We start from the raw sequence: 20,313 nt of genomic DNA on the forward strand, positions 1-20,313 counted from the left end.
TTAAAAAAATTGTAAGCATAGCATGCTATACTGCACCACTTAGTTTTTGCTAAGTTTTTTGGGGCTGAACAGGATTTCGACAAGGGTTGCATAGCGTGGGTTGCATGCCAAGTGTCTCTTGTAAAACGACACAAACAATAACCGTAAACAATCCTAATTACGCTCCTAACTACGCTAAAGCTGCGTAGCGAGCTGGAAGTCGGCAGGGTTGCTGGTGTCCTGTTGGCATTCCATCATTGTTAGCCAGATGCCTTTAAAAAGTGCTCGTTTTTTAAAGTAAGATTTAGAGCTAGGGGTCTTTATTTGAGCTAGAGAGGTGGCTTAAGAAGAACCCGACAATTTGTTCACTTCTCTAAGCATGTAGATGCCCACGGACGGATGTGATTTTTGGACTGGGGTTCGATTCCCCACAGCTCCACCATTTTACAATGTTTCCCCATAGCAAGAAGGATTGAGTACGCCAATGAGTCTGAAGCGATGTTTTATAGTGTCTGTTTTGTGGATGCTGACTACAGCGTCTTCACTGATGGGTATTGATGTCCATGCGCTCGCCAATGCAGAAGCCAAGAGTGCGGAATTGGCAACGCAATTGGTCAGTGCCAGCAACAAAATTTTAGAAGAGGCTATTGATAGAGGTAGAGATTATCGCGAAGTCAAAAAGCTCGATCATCTTTATCAAGAAGCCAAGGGGATTAAGCTCGTCGTTGCTCCCAATGCTGGCGCTCAGGAAGGTACAAAAAAAGAAGGACTTGAAGAGGCGTTTAAGAAGGCACTAGAACGCCCTGTAGATTTAGATAAAGCATTAGATTTGGTGGATGCGCTGCAAAAAGAGCTTAAAGAGACTAAATGGAGCACAGATATAACTCCCGTGCTCACCCTTACAAATCAACTCCAAAACTCCCTGCACACCGCTATGGATCTGAAAGCCCAATGGCTCAACACCCGCAAGGCTAATTAAAGCCAATTATTAATATCCCCACCATAACGCACCGCTTTAGCGTCTTGGGATTTTTCAATTTTCTCCAAACTGGCTTGGATATTGGGGGGGAGGGGGTTTTCATCTGAATAGCTAAAATGCATGTGCGCGCTCACCACCCCGGGGGCGTTTTCGATCTCTCTATTGGCGCACAATTCTGCTTGCACATCAGGAGCTTCGATCAAGGCGATGATCACCCCTTTGTCTTGATCGAAAGCGGGCACCTCCACACACTCCAAAGCCTCAATCGTTTTTAAACTCTGCTCAAAACTCTCCGGTTGGACTTTGACAATCACACTTGAAATATTCATGTTTTCCTTTCTACAAACAAGATAGCCTGACTAGGGCACACGGGTGCACACATGCCACAGCCCGTACAGGAGGCATGAATGTGGGGGAAAAACATGCCCTCAAAGCTAATGGCGTTGTAGGGGCATGTGTCCTTGCACGCAAAGCACACCACACCTTGATAACTCAAACAGGTTTGCGAATCAATGAGTGCCCACGCCCCTATGACACTAGAGTGCTCCCTTTCTAACACCCCTGCGTGCTCTTGAGCACACACCTGCGCGCATTCCCCACAAAAGGTACACCCGCGCTCTTTAAAATCCAAATAAGGGTGTGTCGCCTCTTTTTTGACAATGATATGTTCAGGACAGGCTGAAACGCACCCCCCCACACAATCTAGGCACCCTTGCGCCCTTTGGGGGTTGAAATAGGGCAGGGGGATCACAAAAGCTTTAGGCTTTAAGCCCTTGAAAATCTCTCTAAAGGGTTTTTTGGGATTCATTGGGTACGCTTATTTCTAAACTAACAGGACAATGATCGCTACCTAAAACATGGGCGTGAATCTGCGCATCAGCGAGCTGATTTTGCAAGTTCTGAGAGACCAAGAAATAATCAATACGCCAACCGATATTGCGCGCTCGAGCTTGACTCATATAGCTCCACCATGTGTACACTTCTGTTTGGTTGGGGTAAAAATGGCGGTAGGTGTCCAAAAATCCCAGTTGGAGTAATTGTCTAAAGGCATCGCGCTCGGGATCGCTAAAGCCCGCGTTATAGCGGTTACTCTGCGGGTTGGTCAAATCGATCTCATTGTGGGCGACATTCAAATCCCCGCACACAACCACCCCCTTATGCCTTGCCAAATTCTGCAAAAAATCCCTAAACGCGCTCTCCCACTGCAGGCGATAAGGCAGGCGCAATAGCCCCCTTTGCGAATTAGGCGTATAGACATTGACCAAGTAAAAGTTCTCATACTCACAAGTGATCACGCGCCCCTCGTTGTCATGCTCTTCTAGCCCCAATCCATAGCGCACGCTCAAAGGCGCGTTTTTGCTCAAGGTCAACACCCCGCTATAGCCCTTCTTCTGTGCGCTATTCCAAAAAGCATGGTAGTTTTCAAAGGCAAAATCCGCCTGCTCAGGTTGCATTTTAGTCTCTTGCACACAAAAAATATCAGCCTCGCTCGCTAGCAAAAACTCTTTAAAACCCTTTTGCATGCATGCGCGCAAGCCATTGACATTCCACGAAATTAAGCGCATCTAACACCTTTTAAAGCGATTATAACACTTTAAGTTAAATTTTAGGGACTTATGTAGTATAATTGCGCTTTTGGCTTGATAGCTCAGTCGGTAGAGCAGAAGACTGAAAATCTTCGTGTCGGTGGTTCGATTCCGCCTCAAGCCACCATCTAATCTATAAAATCCCAAAAAAGTTTTAGAATTGTCGCCCCCACCACGCATAAAAAGACTCGGCGGATAAACTTGACTTCTTTAGCCATCACCAAATTAGAGCCCACCCATGCCCCTAACATCTGCCCTGCCCCCATCAAGAGCCCCACAGACCAAATTACCTCCCCCCCCATTAAAAACACGCTCAGGCTCACAATATTGCTGGTGAAGTTGAACACTTTTGTGCGCGCGGTGGCTTTTTTCATGTTCAGCCCTAAGAGCGCGACCATGGCAAAAGTCCAAAACGAACCCGTACCCGGTCCAAAAAAGCCGTCATAAAACCCCAATCCTAACCCAAAAATGCCATAGAAAAGGGCGGGTTTGACCCTAGGATGGCTATCCCCTTCCCCCACTTTGGGAGCTAGCAAGGTGTAAATAAAGATCAAAGATAAGAAAATAGGGATGAGTACGCGCAACATGTCCGCCTTGAGCCATAAAATCAAGGTCGTACCCAACGCCGCGCCCACCACCACACACCCCACCCCAAAGGCGACTTCTCTTAGAGGCACCATGCCCTTTAAGCAGAAATTCAGCGCGGCGGTGAAGCTCCCAAAACTGCTTTGTAATTTATTGGTGGCTAGCACCATGTGGGGGGGGATTCCTAATGCCATCAAGGTGGGCACGGTGATAAGCCCCCCACCCCCAGCAATCGAATCCACCAGCCCCGCGCTGAATGCCGCCACAAAAAAGATCCCATAAACATACCATTCTAACTCCATCGCACACTCCTCATCAATTCGCATCCATTATAACAAAGCTACATTTTAGGTTTATATCGCTAGAATTCGATCCCCCAAGCTCCTATGGTTGGAGCTTTGGTTTTATCTCGGGTTAAAGGAGTATCTTTTTGGACCTTAGTTTGCAAGCACTTTTTAACGCAAGAAAGGATACTAACATGCGTTCACAATATCGTTTGGTTTTGCTAAAGCTTATGGAAATGGGATGTCGCGTTTCTAGTTCTTTTAAACGTGCCCTTAAAAAACTGAGTAATAATGACCTATTTGAGCTACTATCTACAATCTGTATTCTACAATCGCAAAGAGTAATCCCTATTAAATATGCCAATCATAGAGTGAAAGGCAATCTAAGTTATCAAGATTGTCATGTAAAACCTGATTTAGTATTGATTTATCGCTCGATGGGCGCGTCTTTAGAATTAGCGCGCTTGGGCAAGCATAATAAAGTGTTCAAATAATTTCTAATATTACTCTACACCGCTATAGACGCGCGTACCTGCGCGTCTAGGTGATAAATATCCTCCAAATGAGAAAGCCCCCTACACGCGCTCTCAAAGCGCGCTAGGCTTTGTTCTACTACTTGGACAATCTGCCCAAAGGCAATTTTGCCCTCTATAAAGGCTTGGCAGGCTGCCTCCGCGCTCGCATTCAACACCACACCTAATTTTGGGTTCTGCAATAGGGTGTCCTTTAAAGCCCATAGGGGGTATTTGCGCGTGTCTATGGGCTCAAAGCGCAAGGGGGGCAGGGCGCATAAATCTAGGGGGGCAATGCTGGCAAGCTTGGGGGCAAGCTTGGGGGCTAGGGCATGGGCGATGGGGAGCTTCATATCCGGGGTGGCTAGCTGGGCGTGCAGGCTTTGATCCTTAAAGCGCACGAGGGCGTGCACGCTAGAAGTGCGCTCAATATAGGCATCAATGGCGCTAATACCAAAGAGCCAACGCGTTTCTAGCACTTCAAAGAGCTTATTGAGCATGTTAGCCGCGTTGATGGTGATGTGCATGCCCATGCTCCAATTAGGGTGTTTGAGGACTTTTTCTAGGCTTTGATGGGGGATTTGCTCAGGGTCTAGATCGCGCAACGCGCCCCCACTCGCGCCCAAATATAAAGTTTGCACCTCTGATATAGAGCGTTGTTTGAGCAAACTCCACAGCCCGAAGTGTTCGCTATCAATGGGGATCATGTTCTGGGTGGGCAAGAGCCAGCCCGCCACGACTAAGGATTCTTTATTTGCTAAGGCTAGGGTTTTGCCTTGTTGCAAGGTGCTTAGGGTGGGCTGCAAGCCGGCAAACCCACTTAAGGCATTGAGCACTAGATGAGAGCAGCAAGCACCCAACATCTCCTCTAGCCCATGTGTGCCTTGAAACAACACCACCTCTTTAGGCAAAGCCTGCACGAACGCACGGCTAGGCTGGGGCAGAAAGACTTTTTGGGGCTTGTGGGCGTGGATTTGTTGCAATAACAGCTCTTCATTGCGCCCGGCACTCAAGGCTTCTAGGCGCACCCCTAATAATTGCGCCACTTCTAGGGCTTGTGTCCCAATTGAGCCCGTGCTCCCTAAAATCACCACCGCCTCAGACAAAGAAGACATCTCCAAAAAATAACAAGAAGTGCAAGCTCACCCCCCCAAACAACATGGCATCTAGGCGATCCAAGATTCCCCCATGCCCGGGCAAGCACGCCCCGCTGTCTTTGACCTCCGCCCTGCGCTTGAGATAACTCTCATACAAATCTCCTAAAATCGCGCTCAACGCCACGATCACGCTCACCCCCAACGCCCACACAAAACCCACACTCCACATGCCCACCAATCCCCCCAACAGGCTAGAAAGGGCTAGACCAATCAAAGAGCCCTCTAGGGTTTTTTTGGGCGAAGTGGGACTTAGGGGGATTTTGCCCACCAATCTCCCCCCAAAATACGCCCCCACATCAGCCACCACCACGATCACCACCAGCCACACCACCCCGCGTACGCCAAAATCCTTAAACAGCGCCAAGAGGATCACAAAGGGCAGAGTGGGGTAAATGAGGGGCAGGACCTGCGCAATATTCTTTGCTCTGAAGGCTAAGACCCCGGCAAAAAACATCCCCACAAACAACGCGCTTTCAACGGGACGCGGGCTAATGTAAGCAAGCCCCCACACCACTAAAGCCAATCCATAGTGCCAAAACGAAAAACTAAGAGCATGGGTTTTTTCATAGAGTTTTAAAGCCTCATGAAAACCTAGCAAATACGCCACGCCCAGCACCGCCCACACAAAACGCACATCATTAAAAGCCAGCACAACTCCCACCAAGACAACTAAAACTAGCCCCGTGATGTAGCGCGTTTTCTCCCCCTTCAACTTAGAGAAGTCCATTTTTAACTCCTAACAAAGATTGCCCCCACTAGGGCATAGGTGATCGCGCTGATGAGCGCGATCCCTAAGACATTGAGCCATAACCCGGCTTTGATCATGTCTTGAATGCGCACATAGCCAGAACCATAGGCGATCGCATTGGGTGGGGTAGCCACGGGCAACATAAAGGCACAGGTAGCCGCTAGGGCAACAGGGATGGTAAAAAATAACGCTTGGGCGTGCTCATAGCCCAAGCCCAAAGCCACGCCCCCAATCACGGGCAAAAAGGCGGCGGCTGTGGCGGTGTTAGAAGTTACCTCGGTTAAAAAGATCACCAACGCCGCCACCAACACGATCAAGAGCAATAAGGGCAAATTGGAGAAATGCGCCACTTGATGCCCGATCCACAATGAAAGCCCGCTTTTGCCAAATTGCGCGCTCAAAGCCAGCCCGCCCCCAAAGAGCAAAAGCACATCCCAGGGGAGTTTTTTCATGGTGTCCCAATCAATCAAGCGGGTTTGTTGGGCGGGGATGATGTAGAGGATAAGCGCGATTGCCATCGCGATGATGGAGTCTAGATTGGCGATCTTGATCCCCATAGCGTGTAAAAGCGTGCCTAAGAAAATCCAACTCAAACACGCCAGCACAAACAAGCATGCCACCCAAATCTCTCCGGGACTCATCGGTCCTAATTTTTGCAATTCCTTAGCGATCACCTCCTTACCCCCGGGGATTTCTTTAATCTTGATGGGAAAAATAATGTAAGTTAGCAGAAACCACGCCCCTATAAGCATGAGTAAGGCGATGGGCACGCCTAAGATCATCCACTGCCCAAAGCCAATTTTAAGATGAAAGGCTTCTTGCATGTAGCCAGCTAGTAGGGCGTTGGGGGGCGTGCCTATGAGGGTGGCTAGCGAGCCAATAGAGGCGCTATAAGCAATGCCCAACATCAGACAGATACTAAAATTGGTGCGCGGAGTGGGAGTGGGGAGCGCCTCTTTAGTTTTATGCATAATGGTGTGCAATGCCCCGCCATGCCTAGATTGGTAAGAGAGGGGGTCGTCTAGGGATTGGGGCTTGCTTAAGGGTTCTTGCCCTTGGAGCAATTTTGCCACCAAATTTAGCACACTCAAACCCACGGGCATCATCATCACTGCCGTAGCGGTGTTAGAGACCCACATGGACAAAAAGGCGGTCGCGAGCATAAAGCCCCCCACCAACGCCCTAGGACTCGTGCCCACAAAGAGGATAATTCTGAGCGCGATACGGCTATGCAGATTCCAGCGTTGCATCGCCATCGCCAGCACAAACCCGCCCATGAATAAAAAGATAATAGGACTCCCATAAGAAGCCCCCACCTCTTTAAAGCTTGCCACCCCCAACGCACTAAAGAGCACTAAAGGCAAGAGAGCGGTGGCGACTAATTCGATCGCCTCGCTCATCCACCACACCCCCATTAAAACCGCCACCCCCGCTACGATGGGCAAAGAATCCAATTTGAGCCCGGGTTTGCTCAATATGCTTTTAATGACCTCTAAATGCGCGCTAAGGGCGCAATACACCCCCAAAGCCAAAAGCAACCCCCCCCAAAAACCCACCCATGGCACACTGATCTTAAAACCCTTCATTAGCGATCCTTTTACAAAACTGGAGTGTAAGCTAGAAGGCTTAACATTTTGTTTAAATCTTAAGAATGGGGCGCACAAGAGCGCGCATAAGCATAACGCAACACATCTATACTCACAAAATCCCCCTCCCAAAACACATAGAAATACGCCCAACCATTGTGGTTTTTCTTGCCCAAGTGTTTAGCCGCCATTTGGTGGATACTCAAGGCTTCTTGATGATCATGCAAGCGATTCTCTAGCAAGTAACAGATGTAATTTTTCTGCTTGTCGTAAAATTCTTGTTTCTCTTGTAGAAAGCCCGCTAGAGTGAGTTCTCTTAAGCTCACTTTGGGAGGCTTGATCTCTAGGCTAGCTTCTATGAAGGGATTGCTTAGTGGGGTGATTTGGGCAATACGCTGGGTGGCTTCCTGCACAAAGAGGGGGTCTTGTTCGATGCCTAAAAAGTGCCGTTTAAATTTTTTAGCCACCGCCCCCGTGGTGCCCGTGCCAAAGAAGGGGTCTAAGATTAAATCCCCGGGCTTACTGCTGGCTAGAATGATCTTTTCTAAGAGGGCTTGGGGTTTTTGGGTGGGGTGGAGTTTTTTACCATCGGTGCCTTTCAGGCGCTCTGAGCCAATACAAATCCCAATCTGCCATATACTGCGCTCTTGTTTGTTGTGGTTGAGGGCTTTCATGGTTTTGTAATTAAAAGTGTAGCGGGCATGTTTGTCTTTGGCGCACCAAAGCAGGCTTTCATGGGCGTTGCAAAAGCGCCTACCCCTGAAATTAGGCACGGGATTGGGTTTAGCCCAGACAATATCATTGAGAATCCAAAAGCCCAAATTCTGCATCAAATAGCCCAGGCGGTAAATATTTTGAAACGAGCCCATCACCCAGATACTCCCATGCGCCTTTAAAACCCGTCTGCATTCATCTAGCCACGCTAGACAAAAGTTATCATAAGCCTGCAAACTCTCAAAACGATCCCACTCTGCACACACGCCCATAAAGACCTCCCCATTATCACGCAACAACTCCCCATGCGTTTGCATAAAATAGGGTGGATCGGCGATGATCAAGTCCACACTCTCAGAGGGCAGGGTAGGCAAGAGTTCTAGGCAATCTCCTTGTAGAATGCGATCGACTTCTAACATGATAAACCCTTGAGATTTTTTCCTGTAGGAAAAAGTTCTTCTCTAAGTTCTACAAAGGGTTCTTGATTGGAGAGTAGTTTTTGGATGAGTTTAGGCTTGTTGGCTTGCAATTTCAGCAACGCTTCCCTTGCCTCATCACTCGTATCAAAGTCTGGAATACTCAGGATATCCTGACAGCGTTCTTTTTTATGGCGTTTCAAGTGCGCGATAAACTCCTCATAAATATCCTCTCTGCAAAATAGACAACTAAAGAGTTCCCTGCCGTAGCAAATAAAAGTCTGTTCGTTAGAATGATGGGCTATTTGTTCTTGATAGTATTTTTGATTCTTCTTCAGCGCATCATCGCTAAACCACATGCAGGATTTTAGGGTTTTATGCCGGAATCTTTGTTGCAACACCTGAATTTTTTTACAGAAATTGGCATATTGCCCTCGCTTTTTGGTGCTGTCATGGTCATCTCTAATTTTCTGCTCGATCAAGTAGATCGCCTGTGTATCTTGAAACACCTGATCGGCACTAAGCGGGTTGCCCTCTTCATCTGTGCCTATCTGCTTATCTAGGGGTTCATAGCCCATCTCAAGAATATAATCGCCTAGGACTTTTTCCAAAAAATTACCAAACTTGATCTCATAGCTTTGCGTGAGGTTTTGGATTAATTTAGTCTTGGCATTGCTCACCCTAAATAATCCCGTGTAGCGTTCAGGGTGTTGCAACACATCGAGCAAGAGTTGGTAACAAATGTCTTTAGCAAAAATTTCGGCATTAAGCTTTGCTTGAAAATCCACATAGTCCATTAAAATCCTTAAAGTTTTATCTCTTTGAGAAAAGCATGCAGGTGCTGGTATTCTTTGGGGTTTAAATAGCGCGTTTTGCCTTCAGGGAGGGCGTTAAGATGGGCAAAGCCATAGGACACCCGTTTTAAATCCAACACCGCGCGATCAAAATGGGCAAAAAAGCGGCGCAATTCTCTATTCTTGCCCTCTGTGAGGGTGATTTTGAGCTTAGAAAAATGGGGGTGATTTTTAATAATGTCGTAGCGCGCAAAGGGGGGGAGCTGTAGGCTTTGTTGGGGGTTTTTGGGGTGTGCGCCCTTGTGGGAGTGAATGCCTGTTTGCATGCCCTCTAAAATCTGGGGGGTGATAGGTCCCTCAATTTTAAGCAAATACACCCGCTCTAGCGCGCTGTGCATGAGCGCGCTCACTACCCCGCTATGATCGCTCAACAACAAAAGCCCACTAGAGGCAAAATCCAAACGCCCCACAGGGATGAAGTGGGCGAATTTGCGATCCAAGCTCTCAAAAATAGTAGGGCGGGCGCGATCGTCCTTGCGCGCCACGAGCTCCCCCTTAGGCTTGTGGTAGATCACCACGCTATAGCGGGGGGCTTTGGGGATTTTGAGCAATTTACCCTCTACAAAGATTTTATCTTCTTTGTTAAAGGGGGTGGTGAAGGTGGCGATCTGGTGGTTGATCTTAACCTTACCTGCGCCAATGAGGGCATCGGCTTGGCGGCGCGAGCAGTGCAAATAACGGGCGACAAACTGGTTTAAACGCATCAATCCACCCACTGGTAATCTTTAAATCTCTCTTTGATCTGCGGGCTCACTCTTAGGGGGGTGCTGATGGTGATCTTTTTGTCCTTTTCTTGCACCACCACACACAACGCGCGCGCGCCCTTGTTGGCATTTGCCGCCTCCTTTAAATGCGCAAACAACTCCACAGGCACGCTAGCATCCACCACAAGGCACAAGGGTTGCCCTTGCAAGCATGAAGTGCCCTTGTTGAAGTCTGCTTGCAAATCCAAAGGTTCTATGTCGCTGGGCTGTGCCTCTGCTTTGTAGCGCACTTTAGCGATCTTCTCTGTGCTGATTTGCTCTAGGGTTTTGATCTCTAAGAGGCGCAAGCGCGCGACCTCCTCTTGCTCCTCCACCTTGCATTTAAAGGCTAGGGGCAGATTGCTATCTAGGTGTTCTAAGGCGTTGAGTTGTTTTTCAAAAAGCATGAGTTCAAAACGCCCAGACAAATCCACGATCACCGCCTCGCCGTAAGGTTTTTTGCTCTTCTTGCCCAGCTTGCGCTTGAGTTCTAAGATTTTGCCCACCAACACGACATTTGCCCCAATCTCCACCCGTTTAATGTCCGTGCTTTTGAGGATATTCTTCAGGGGCTTGATTTGATCCTTAAACTCGTTTAAGGGGTGTCCTGAAAAATAAATCCCCATGCATTCGTATTCAAAATCTAATAGGGTGTTGTTGTCGTACTCCTCATAGAGTTTTAGATTGAGATTAGCGCGCTCGCTCTGCGCGTCTGCAAACAATCCGGTACGCATTTGGGCGTTGGTTTTGTCCTTTCTGCGCCCCTCCTCACAGATAGTGTCCAAGTTCTCTAACATGGTGCGCCGATTATAACCCAAGTTGTCCAAGCTCCCGGATTTGATCAAGGGCTCTAAAATGCGCTTGCTAAATTTAGAGAAATCAATTTTGCTAATAAAATCCTGCAAATCCTTAAACGCGCCCTGTTTTTCACGAATTTCTATCAAAGTGCCCAAAGGTCCTTCCCCCGCCCCCTTGATCGCCTCCAAACCAAAGATAATTTCTTTACCGCCCTGCTTTTCTTGCACCCCAAAGCGCACATCAGAGACATTCACATGGGGGCGTTGCACTTTGATCCCCATAGAGTTTGCCTCCTCCACATAGTGGGCGACCTCTTCAATGTGGCGGCATTCGCTACTGAGCATGGCTGCCATAAACTCGTGCTTGTAATGGGTTTTGAGATAGGCGGTTTGAAAGGTGAGCATGGCATAGGCAGCCGAGTGGGATTTGTTAAAGCCATAGCCGGCAAATTTGACGATCAAATCAAAGAGATCGCCCGCTTTGTTAGCCTCATAGCCCTTTTTGCGCGCCCCCTCTATGAATTTGGCGCGGTTGTCTGCCATGATTTGTGCGTCCTTCTTGCCCATCGCACGGCGGATCAAATCCGCCTCGCCCAAAGAAAAGCCCCCAATGGTTTGCACAATCTGCATCACCTGCTCTTGATAGACAATGGTCCCATAGGTGGGGCGTAAAATGGGTTCTAACGCCTCAAAGGCGTAGGTGATGGGCTCTAGCCCGTGCTTGCGATTGACAAAATCATCTACCATCCCGGACTCCATAGGACCGGGGCGCCCCAAAGCGATGATAGCGATGATGTCTTCAAAACAAGAGGGGCGCAGACGTTTATTCAAGGTTTGAAACATGCCCGATTCAATTTGAAAGATCCCAATGGTGTTGCCCTCTTGAATGGTCTGATAGACCGCCGGGTCGTCCATGTCCACGCTTAAAAAGTCAATCTTTTTATGGGCGTATTTTTCAATGAGCTTGAGCGCATCGTCAATCACACTCAAGGTTTTAAGCCCCAAGAAGTCAAATTTGATCAAATCCACCGCTTCAAGGTATTTCATAGAGTATTGCGTAACAATGCCCCCCGTGCGCTCGCTGGTGTATAGCGGGGTCTTGTGCCAGAGTTCGCGCTCACTATCCACCACCAACGCAGCCGCATGCTTGCCTGCCGAGCGATTCAAATTCTCCAAGCTTAGAGCAAACTCCCAAACCTGTTTGGCGGTTTCGTTGGTATTGATGAGCATCGCGATCTTGGGCTCTAACTCGTAAGCCTCTTTGAGGGTGATTCCTAGACGATTGGGGATGAGTTTAGCCATTTCATCGGCTTCTTTATAGGGCATGTCCAACACGCGCGCCACATCGCGAATCACTCCCTTAGCGAGCATTTTATTGAAGGTGATCACTTGGGCGACATTGTATTTCCCATATTTGGAGACCATGTAGTCTAGCATTTCGCCCCGCCGTCTTTGGCAAAAGTCGGTGTCAATATCGGGCATGCTCACGCGCTCGGGGTTTAAAAAGCGCTCAAAGAGCAAATCGTATTTGAGCGGGTCAATATCGGTAATTTGCAAACAAAACGCCACAAGACTCCCCGCTGCGCTGCCCCGCCCCGGCCCCACGGGGATATTATTTTCGCGCGCATGGCGGATAAAATCCCACACAATGAGCATGTAGCCGGCAAATTTCATCTCTACAATGGTTTTGATCTCGTATTCTAGGCGTTCTTGGTAAGTAACGTGTTGGCTAGGATCAATGATCTCTAGGCGTTTTTTTAAGCCCTCTCTGGCTTTATGGGCAAAATAAAGCGCGTCTTCTTCAAAGTCTAGCCCCTCTTTAGTGGCGTATTCTTTAGTGAATTTAAAGCGTGGGGGTGTGGGGGGGTTGGAGTCGTCTTTGAGGTCTAACTCTAGCTGGCATTTGCGCGCGATCTCTTGGGTGTGCTCTAAAGCCTCAGGGATGTCGGCAAAGAGTTGTGCCATCTGGGCGGGGGATTTGATATAAAACTCGTGCACGGAGTGTTTTAAGCGATCTTTATCCCCTAGCGTTTTGTTCATCGCCACACACATGGCGACTTCTTGGGCGCGCGCGTCTTCTTGCTTGGTGTAGTGGGTGTCGTTGGTGGCGATGAGTTTGATCCCTGTTTCTAAAGAAAGTCTGATGAGTTGTTCATCAATATAGAGTTGATCGGCAATGCCATGGCGCATGATCTCCATGTAGAAGTCGTCCCCAAAGATGTCTTGATACTCACATGCTACGCGTTTAGCCTCTTCATAGCCCTTTGCGCCGTATTGTTTGTTTTTAGGGTTGTTGAGGTTGAGATGCCAATTGATCTCCCCTTGCAAGCACGCGCTCGAGCAGATCAAACCCTGTGCGCGTTCTTTAAGGAGTTTTTTATTAATGCGGGGGTAGTAGTAAAAACCCTTGAGAAACGCCTGCGAGCTCAAATACATCAAATTGGCATAGCCTTCTTGATCTTTGGCATAGAGGCATAGATGAAAGCGTTGGCGGGATTGTTTATCGTCTAAATTTTGGGCGTTGTGCAAATAGGTTTCAATGCCAATAATGGGCTTGATCCCCTCTTTTTTCATGCAGGTGTAAAAATCAATCGCGCCAAACATATTGCCATGATCGCTCATGCTCACACTGGTCATGCCCAGCTCTTTAATGCGTTGGGCTAGGATTTTGATCTTATTAGCTCCATCTAGTAGGGAGTATTCGGTGTGCAAATGCAAATGGGTGAAGTTTTCCATGTTCGTCCTTTGCCACATGCTAGAGCAGAGGGGCTAAAAAGCCTCTTAAAAGCCTCACACTTTGAACTTAGAAAACTCTGAATCTAGTTGGGCGTTGTTATTGAGCATTTCTTTAACATTGCCCTCTAACTTCGCGCGCTCGCTCTTCATGCCCTTGAACATGTCTACTAAATCTTGGGTAACTTTGGCGATCTCTTGGATTTTGTAGCAAATCTCTTGATTGCTTGTAATCGCCTCTAGGGAGGTTTGCTTAGAAATAGAGAGGCTCTCTTTTACCCCATCGATTCGATCCACCAAACCAGAAGCCTCGCTAGAGATTTGCTCAGATTCTAGGGCGATCTTTTTAATGCGCCCGCCCATGCCCTCGATGCTTTGGGTTACCACATTAACCATGCTAGCGATCTCGGCTAAGGATTTTTGGGTTTGCTCGGCGAGTTTGCGCACTTCATCAGCCACCACCGCAAAGCCGCGCCCATGTTCGCCCGCGCGCGCGGCTTCAATGGCGGCGTTCAGGGCTAATAAATTGGTTTGGTTGGCGATGTTTTCAATGATGGACAACACTCCTTTAATTTCGTTGGCTTGATTAATGAGAGTTGTAGAATCATTGGCGATCTCAATCTGGTTTTTAGAGGCATCTAGGGAGAGTTGCACATAGCCGGTCATGCTTTGGCTAAACTCCTGCATCATGCGATCTGCGCTCTGAATCGTGGTCGTGGCGCGCTCAAGCAAGTCTAGGGCTGCGCTAGAGTTTTTCTCCACCTCTTGGCTGAGTTGGTGCATGGTCTCAATGCTGGTGGTTTCATGAATCTCATTAGACTGCAAACTTTGAGAAGTCTCTTTGATGGAGTGGCTAATGGCGATATTAGAAGAGAGAATGTTTTTTCCGCTCTGCACGATCTCTTGGATCTTTTGGATAAAGAGATTGAAGAAGTGTGAAGTACTCCCCACCTCATCTAAGACCTTGCTTTCTAGGCGTTGAGTTAGATCTGCCTCTTTGCTCTGGGTGAGCATGCCCGCCATGCGTCTCAAACGCCCCAAAGGTCTAAAAAGGTCTTTTTCTACCACCACAAACATGATCAAGCTCATGATCAGAAAAACTCCCAAGATATAAGCCAGTGTTTTTAGAGTGTTGCTAAAGATCTGATTATAAGTTCTTGTGAGATCAAAGCGTACATTTAAAATCGCAATCACATCGCCCAATTGAGAATTGACATGGCAATTCAAACAAAGTTTATCAGCGATGAAAGGTTGGCGCAACAAGAGGTAACGCTTATTTTGTTCCTTGATAAGATGAATGCTTTTTGTGCGCTCTTTATTCTTAAAGATGCGTTGCATATGCGCGTTGTCTGTAAAGCTTTGGTTGAGTCCAAATAGTGCAATCACTTCTTTAGAGGGCACAAAATTAACCTGTGCACCTTCAATATTCTCGCTATCTGTGATCACGCGTCTAAGCTGTTCTGGATCCCCTGTGAGTGCGGCCTCCCTGACCATATTCATAAGCACTTGATTTAAAACATGGATTAATTCGACGCTTTGCTTGGTAGCAAGCCTCTCATAACCCGCGCGCAGAGTGGCATAAACTACTCCGATGACTAGCAAAAACCCCACTACAGCATAGATGGTCGCTTTGGTTTTGATGCTTTTTAACATACCCATCCGTATCAGGTGAATTTAGCTATTATAGCAACTTAATTCTCCATAAGATATTAATGGGAAAATGGCAGGAAAAACTTAAAAGAGACTTAACATGAAAATTCTACTGCGTTTGCCCAATTGGCTAGGTGATGGGGTGATGGCCACCCCTATGCTTGAAACTCTGCGCTCTCATTATCAAGACAGCGCGTTCATTCTGGTGGGCTCTGCTGTGGTGTGCGCGCTCTTTAAAGACTATCCTAACACTACTTCCATTATAGACAACACCAAGCAAGCCAAAAACCGCCTTCTAGCTACGGCACAACTGGCTAAACGCATCGGTACTTGTAATCTATCTATCACGCTCACCAACCACTTTTACAGCGCGCTATTGCTCTATCTTACCAAAACACCCACACGCATAGGCTATGCCAAATTTGGGCGCACTTTTTTGCTCACCCATGCCCTAAAGCCTCTTTCATCAGGACACCAAGTCCAACGCTATTATCACTTGCTCAGCACTTGTATCCCCCATTTAAATCCCAATCCCCCCGCGCTTAAACTCCTTGCCCCAACCCTTCCAAAAACCTCTAAGCGTATCGGGCTCAATCCGGGGGCGGCTTATGGGAGCGCGAAGCGTTGGAGTGCAGAGTCTTTTGCCCAAGTGGGGGCGCATTTTCTAGATCAAGGCTATGAGGTCTATCTCTTTGGCGCGCGGGGGGATTTAGAGGTGGTGGGCGCAATTGCGCGCCTCATTGGGAGCAATCCTAAGCTCATCAATCTTTGCAACCAAACCACTTTGCCAGAACTCATTGCCATGTTAGCCACCCTTGATCTCTTTATCACCAACGATAGCGGACCGATGCACATCGCCACCGCTTTGCAAACCCCCTTAATTGCCCTTTTTGGACCTACTGACATGCAAGAGACTAGCCCATGGCACCACCCGCGTGCGCGCCTCATTTCTAAAAACCTGCCCTGTGCGCCCTGTAAAAAGCGCGTCTGCCCGCTTAAAAGCGGGGGGGCTATACAACCCCATGCGTGCATGCACGAGATCACCCCTGAGGAGGTGATTATCCATGCCCATGCACTTTTAGGTTAATTTTTCAACAAAGATCTGAGGGTTTCCCTAGCTTTTTGATTGCCTAGCTTGCTGGCAGATTTAAAGCACTCGATCGCCTTTTGCAAATCTTGCGCAATACCTTCGCCTTGATAATAGATCACACCCATGTTATACAGCGCGTTAGAATTTCCTTTGCTGGCGGCTTTTTCAAAAAAGGTGATCGCTTGTTGGATATCCCGCTCCACGCCTTCGCCCTTGCTATACATCACCCCCACATTGTAACAATCCTTGATTGAACCTAATTGAGTGGCGCGGTGGAAATATGCAAACGCTTTGGGAAAATCTTTTCTGACCCCCTTACCCACATGGTAGAGAGATCCTAAGTGGTGTAAAGCATTAGCGTTATCCATTTTAGCTGCCTCTTCATAATAGATAATTGCTTGAGCAATGTCCTGTGCTGTGCCCTTGCCATATTCGCACATCACCCCTAAATTATAATAAGCCTTGTCATCTCCCAATTTAGCCGCTTCTTGGAAGTAGAAAAAGGCGCGCACATGGTCTTTTTCTACTTCCAAACCCCTGTTATAGATCACCCCTAAATTGTAATTGGCTTTAGCATGTCCAAGACGAGCAGCCTGTTGGAAATAACCCAAAGCTTTTTGACTATCTTTAGAGACACCCTGACCATTGGCATAAAGCACTCCCAAGTTATAAAGCATCTGTGATTTTTGCCCACCCACTTGTGTGTTCATGGCTTTGAGATTGCTAAAGGCTTGCGAGTTACCTAAATCTGCAGCTTCCTTGTAATAGGCAAGTGCCGCATATTTATCCTGTTCAACCCCTTGACCAGTGCGATACAGGGTGGCTAAGCTAGAAAGCGCATCTGAATTCCCCATTTTTCCAGCTTCTTGGTACAGCGCAATCGCTTTGTCTATGTTTTTTTCCACTCCATTACCACTTTCATACATGTTAGCCAAAGTGTAAGTGGCTTTGGTAAAGCCTGACTGCGCCGATTCCTTAAAAAGCTCTAGGGATTTTTCTATGTTTTTTTCCACCCCCTCCCCATTCTCATACATGATCGCTAGATTATAGCACGCGCGCGCATCGCCCAAATCTGCAGCTTGTTGAAAATATTCTAGAGCTCTAGGATAATCCTTAGGCGTGCCTTGACCCGTGTAATACATGCTCCCTAAACTGACCAAAGCTTTTATGCTTCCACGCTCAGCAGCCCTTTGATAAAGCTCTAAAGCTTTTGTATAATCTACACCCACTCCATTGCCGGTGCGATACATCATTCCCAAGTAATTTAAGGCGTTCATATCTCCCAAGCTTGCCCCATGTTTGAAATAATTTAGGGCTTTCTGATAGTCCTTTTTAATTCCCCTGCCCAAGTTATACATCACTCCCAAGTTGACAAAACCCTGACTATCGCCCGAGTTAGCTGCCTGTTGAAAGTAGTCTAGAGCCTTGATATCATCCTGAGGCACCCCCTTGCCATTGACATACATCACACCCAAGTAGATTAACGCTCTAGAGCTTCCTAAATCCGCAGCTTGTCTGTAATGCGCCAATGCTTCTTCATAACGACGTGCCCTATAGGCATCGTGTGCCATGACTAGAAAATCTTGATAAGCACTCCCTTGACCCTCTTCATCCTCTGTAGATTCTAAGTCTTCTTGCAAATCTTCTTCAAAAGGGTCTTCAAGAGGTTGGATTCGTTCGTACTCTTGCATGTACATCCTTTATAGACTAACTTTAAGTTGGGTGATAACCTGCGCGATCGCTTGTGTGCTAACATGTTGCAATGCTCGAATTGCGGTTACAGGAATCTCTAATTCTTTATTCTCAACTTTAAGGGCAACCTCTTGACTTTTAAACACCATAAAGCTTTGTGCATTGGTGTCCACAGAAAGGATAATTTGCGCATAGTAAACCCCCTTATATTCCACAAGTCCTAATGAAAGCACATTGAGCTTCAAGCCTATACGGACATTTCCAGAAGACATACTCACCATAACACACTGACGCATCCCCTCTAAAACAAGCATATTTTTGAGCATATTGGCAGGCAAATCTACAAATTTTTCTTTAACGCTACGCTCAATTTGCCCATCAGTCCGTTTGAGTAAAATATCCTTCGTGTTAATGAGATCCGCCCCCCAAACTCCCACCAACGCAAGATGTTTAGGATTGGCGCACACGGAAGGCGCACTTTGTGTGTTGAGATCATAATAACTAATCCTAGGTAAAGTTTGCTTCAGGTTAAGATTTAAGCACCCGCTGAGCAGAGGCATTAACAACACATAAAACCACACCCTCATTTATGTTCTCCAAAGAGCGTTTTGTAGGGATTAGCGTCAAACTTGTCCATAATTAAAGAGCCTTTTTGCACAAATTGATCGATACTGCGTAAACTCAATTCTGCCTGCATGAGTAAGGGTCCTAAAATATTTTTTAGATCATATTGCCCTTCTTGTATTTTTTGGTTAATATTTAATACCAACTGATCGCTGTGTTTTAAAAAAGTATCCCCCTTGCTAAAAAGGGCATCGCTTTTTTCTAGAGTTTGGCGCGCTTTGGTCAGCAAGCGATCTAGATCGGTTTTTGTGCTGTCCAAGCCCTGTGTAGTCTGTTGAATTGACGCGATGATCTTGTGGATGTTGTCAATATTTTCTGGGCTCAAAATCTGATCGATATTTTTGATGATGGCGAGCACTTCATCAGAAATATGCCCCGCACTATTGCCCAATTTTTCTAAAAAACTCTGCTCGTAATGCAAAATACGATCATGGTCGTTTCTGCTATAAAATTCCTTAGACTTACCCTGAATCAAGCTTAAATACTTTAAGCCTACTAAACCCTGCGATTCAACTTTCAATGTTGCATCTTTACTAATGGGCACTTTACTTTTAATGTCAATGGCAAGCTTAACCACCCCTAAGTGCTGAGGATCGAAGCCCACACTTCTGATTGTGCCAATTTGTATCCCCTTGTAATTAATAGGTGTGTTAGCCCCAATCCCGCCCAAATCTTTATCTGTATAGACCACATAGCGCAAGTAATCCTCTTCTTCAAAATTGACATGCCCTAACCACAAAATAAAGATCACCATGCATGCAATGCATGCTAAGAAAATACCCCCAATCAAAGTGTAGTTTACATGCCTTTCCAAAATTTTTCTCCTCGCGTGGAATTGAACAGGTTCCCCTCTTCTAAAGGTACCTGCTTAGTCCGTTCTACAAATTCCTCTAAATTGCCATCAAAACTAATTAAACCGTCTTTGAGCATGATAAAGCGATCGACCGCGTTTTTAATGGAATCTAGATCGTGAGTGATCATCACCACGGTTAAATTCAAGGCTTCTTTAAGAGAAAGGATCAGCGCATCGAATTTATCGGCAGAATAGGGGTCTAGCCCACTGGTGGGTTCGTCTAAAAAAAGAATATCCGGATTGGTCGCCATGGCGCGTGCGAGCCCTACGCGCTTTTTCATGCCTCCACTGAGCTCATAAGGATAGAGGTGGTGTACTTTCTTGCTCAAACCCACACGATCGAGCCACATTTTTGAAATCTCTACAATATTGCTTTTGGGGTAGGCGCTGTGCTCTTCAAGCATGATCCCCACATTTTCTAGTACGCTCAAGGAGCTATAGAGCGCGCCAAACTGAAATAGAACTCCAATACGATGGAAAATCTTATAGCGTTCCGAATCCTTCAGTTTCCAAATATCTAGATCAAAAATGCGAATGATGCCTTTGGTGGGTTTGTTAAGCAAGATCATGCTTCTTAGTAGGGTGCTTTTCCCGCTCCCACTTCCTCCTAAAATCGCTAACACCTCGCCCTTGTGGACGGAAAAATTTACCCCACGATGGACTATGTGATCTCCATAGGAGGTGTAAAGACCCTTGACATCAATTAGACGCGGTGTATCAGGTATCATCGT

General features: G+C 47.0%; 19 protein-coding genes, 1 tRNA gene and 1 other RNA gene. 5 read left to right on the forward strand and 16 right to left on the reverse strand.

Features of this window, described 5'->3' with window-relative positions; genetic code table 11:
- Positions 1-60: 60 nt before the first annotated feature.
- Both ssrA and C6G87_RS01145 read left to right on the forward strand, forming a co-directional pair.
- Positions 61-421: a transfer-messenger RNA gene (gene ssrA / locus C6G87_RS01140) on the forward strand.
- A 42-nt stretch (positions 422-463) separates the two neighbouring features.
- Complete coding sequence (locus tag C6G87_RS01145; RefSeq protein WP_233708944.1) at positions 464-958, forward strand: hypothetical protein; 495 nt, start codon at positions 464-466, stop codon at positions 956-958.
- Here C6G87_RS01145 and C6G87_RS01150 read toward each other — a convergent pair.
- From C6G87_RS01150 to C6G87_RS01160, 3 genes are read right to left on the reverse strand one after another with little or no spacing between them, the layout of a single operon-like run.
- Positions 955-1,287: a chaperone NapD gene (locus C6G87_RS01150; RefSeq protein WP_104751715.1), complete on the reverse strand. Its 333-nt coding sequence runs from the start codon at positions 1,285-1,287 to the stop codon at positions 955-957. The genes C6G87_RS01145 and C6G87_RS01150 overlap by 4 nt on opposite strands.
- On the reverse strand, positions 1,284-1,766 hold the full coding sequence (locus C6G87_RS01155; protein ID WP_104751716.1) for a 4Fe-4S dicluster domain-containing protein: 483 nt from the start codon (positions 1,764-1,766) through the stop codon (positions 1,284-1,286). The genes C6G87_RS01150 and C6G87_RS01155 overlap by 4 nt, the downstream gene beginning before the upstream one ends.
- Entirely contained in the window at positions 1,744-2,523 is a 780-nt protein-coding gene (locus tag C6G87_RS01160; RefSeq protein ID WP_104751717.1) for an exodeoxyribonuclease III, read from the reverse strand. Before C6G87_RS01160 ends, C6G87_RS01155 begins: the two co-directional genes overlap by 23 nt.
- A gap of 72 nt (positions 2,524-2,595) precedes the next feature.
- Between C6G87_RS01160 and C6G87_RS01165 the strand changes: the two genes are divergently transcribed.
- Positions 2,596-2,671, forward strand: a tRNA-Phe gene (locus C6G87_RS01165).
- Between the two features lies 1 nt (position 2,672).
- Here the strand turns inward: C6G87_RS01165 and C6G87_RS01170 are convergent.
- Positions 2,673-3,431: a TSUP family transporter gene (locus tag C6G87_RS01170; protein WP_104751718.1), complete on the reverse strand. Its 759-nt coding sequence runs from the start codon at positions 3,429-3,431 to the stop codon at positions 2,673-2,675.
- Between the two features lie 176 nt (positions 3,432-3,607).
- On the opposite strand from C6G87_RS01170, the gene C6G87_RS01175 reads away from it, so the two are divergent.
- Complete coding sequence (locus tag C6G87_RS01175; RefSeq protein ID WP_233708945.1) at positions 3,608-3,907, forward strand: type II toxin-antitoxin system RelE/ParE family toxin; 300 nt, start codon at positions 3,608-3,610, stop codon at positions 3,905-3,907.
- 14 nt (positions 3,908-3,921) lie between these two features.
- Here C6G87_RS01175 and dxr read toward each other — a convergent pair whose 3' ends face one another.
- From dxr to C6G87_RS01215, 8 genes are read right to left on the reverse strand one after another with little or no spacing between them, the layout of a single operon-like run.
- Positions 3,922-5,040, reverse strand: a complete 1,119-nt coding sequence (gene dxr, locus C6G87_RS01180; RefSeq protein ID WP_382262341.1) for a 1-deoxy-D-xylulose-5-phosphate reductoisomerase — start codon at positions 5,038-5,040, stop codon at positions 3,922-3,924.
- Positions 5,024-5,809 carry a phosphatidate cytidylyltransferase gene (locus C6G87_RS01185; RefSeq protein WP_104751720.1) on the reverse strand — a complete coding sequence of 262 codons (786 nt, stop codon included), beginning with the start codon at positions 5,807-5,809 and terminating at the stop codon, positions 5,024-5,026. The genes dxr and C6G87_RS01185 overlap by 17 nt, the downstream gene beginning before the upstream one ends.
- A gap of 2 nt (positions 5,810-5,811) precedes the next feature.
- Entirely contained in the window at positions 5,812-7,416 is a 1,605-nt protein-coding gene (locus tag C6G87_RS01190; protein WP_104751721.1) for an SLC13 family permease, read from the reverse strand.
- 59 nt (positions 7,417-7,475) lie between these two features.
- Positions 7,476-8,549, reverse strand: a complete 1,074-nt coding sequence (locus tag C6G87_RS01195; protein WP_104751722.1) for a DNA-methyltransferase — start codon at positions 8,547-8,549, stop codon at positions 7,476-7,478.
- The gene (locus C6G87_RS01200; RefSeq protein WP_104751723.1) at positions 8,543-9,343 is read right to left on the reverse strand and encodes an HpyAIV family type II restriction enzyme; all 801 of its coding nucleotides are present in this window, start codon (positions 9,341-9,343) and stop codon (positions 8,543-8,545) included. The genes C6G87_RS01195 and C6G87_RS01200 overlap by 7 nt, the downstream gene beginning before the upstream one ends.
- Positions 9,344-9,351: 8 nt before the next feature.
- On the reverse strand, positions 9,352-10,104 hold the full coding sequence (locus tag C6G87_RS01205; RefSeq protein WP_104751757.1) for a pseudouridine synthase: 753 nt from the start codon (positions 10,102-10,104) through the stop codon (positions 9,352-9,354).
- A complete protein-coding gene (dnaE, locus tag C6G87_RS01210; protein ID WP_104751724.1) occupies positions 10,104-13,676 on the reverse strand; it encodes a DNA polymerase III subunit alpha in 3,573 nt (1,190 codons plus the stop codon). Before dnaE ends, C6G87_RS01205 begins: the two co-directional genes overlap by 1 nt.
- 54 nt (positions 13,677-13,730) lie before the next feature.
- On the reverse strand, positions 13,731-15,326 hold the full coding sequence (locus C6G87_RS01215) for a methyl-accepting chemotaxis protein (protein ID WP_104751725.1): 1,596 nt from the start codon (positions 15,324-15,326) through the stop codon (positions 13,731-13,733).
- 97 nt (positions 15,327-15,423) lie between these two features.
- Between C6G87_RS01215 and waaF the strand changes: the two genes are divergently transcribed.
- Complete coding sequence (gene waaF / locus C6G87_RS01220) at positions 15,424-16,410, forward strand: lipopolysaccharide heptosyltransferase II (RefSeq protein ID WP_104751726.1); 987 nt, start codon at positions 15,424-15,426, stop codon at positions 16,408-16,410.
- On the opposite strand, the gene C6G87_RS01225 is transcribed toward waaF, so the two are convergent.
- From C6G87_RS01225 to C6G87_RS01240, 4 genes are read right to left on the reverse strand one after another with little or no spacing between them, the layout of a single operon-like run.
- Positions 16,407-18,104 (reverse strand): SEL1-like repeat protein, encoded by a 1,698-nt coding sequence (locus tag C6G87_RS01225; protein WP_104751727.1) that lies wholly within the window; start codon positions 18,102-18,104, stop codon positions 16,407-16,409. The two genes, waaF and C6G87_RS01225, sit on opposite strands and share 4 nt — an antisense overlap.
- Positions 18,105-18,113: 9 nt before the next feature.
- Positions 18,114-18,692 carry a hypothetical protein gene (locus C6G87_RS01230; protein WP_104751728.1) on the reverse strand — a complete coding sequence of 193 codons (579 nt, stop codon included), beginning with the start codon at positions 18,690-18,692 and terminating at the stop codon, positions 18,114-18,116.
- The gene (locus C6G87_RS01235) at positions 18,689-19,543 is read right to left on the reverse strand and encodes an MlaD family protein (RefSeq protein ID WP_104751729.1); all 855 of its coding nucleotides are present in this window, start codon (positions 19,541-19,543) and stop codon (positions 18,689-18,691) included. The genes C6G87_RS01230 and C6G87_RS01235 overlap by 4 nt, the downstream gene beginning before the upstream one ends.
- A complete protein-coding gene (locus tag C6G87_RS01240) occupies positions 19,528-20,310 on the reverse strand; it encodes an ABC transporter ATP-binding protein (RefSeq protein ID WP_104751730.1) in 783 nt (260 codons plus the stop codon). Before C6G87_RS01240 ends, C6G87_RS01235 begins: the two co-directional genes overlap by 16 nt.
- Between the last annotated feature and the right edge of the window lie 3 nt (positions 20,311-20,313).

Origin of the sequence: Helicobacter baculiformis, assembly GCF_900197685.1 — a bacterium.
Lineage (GTDB): Bacteria > Campylobacterota > Campylobacteria > Campylobacterales > Helicobacteraceae > Helicobacter > Helicobacter baculiformis.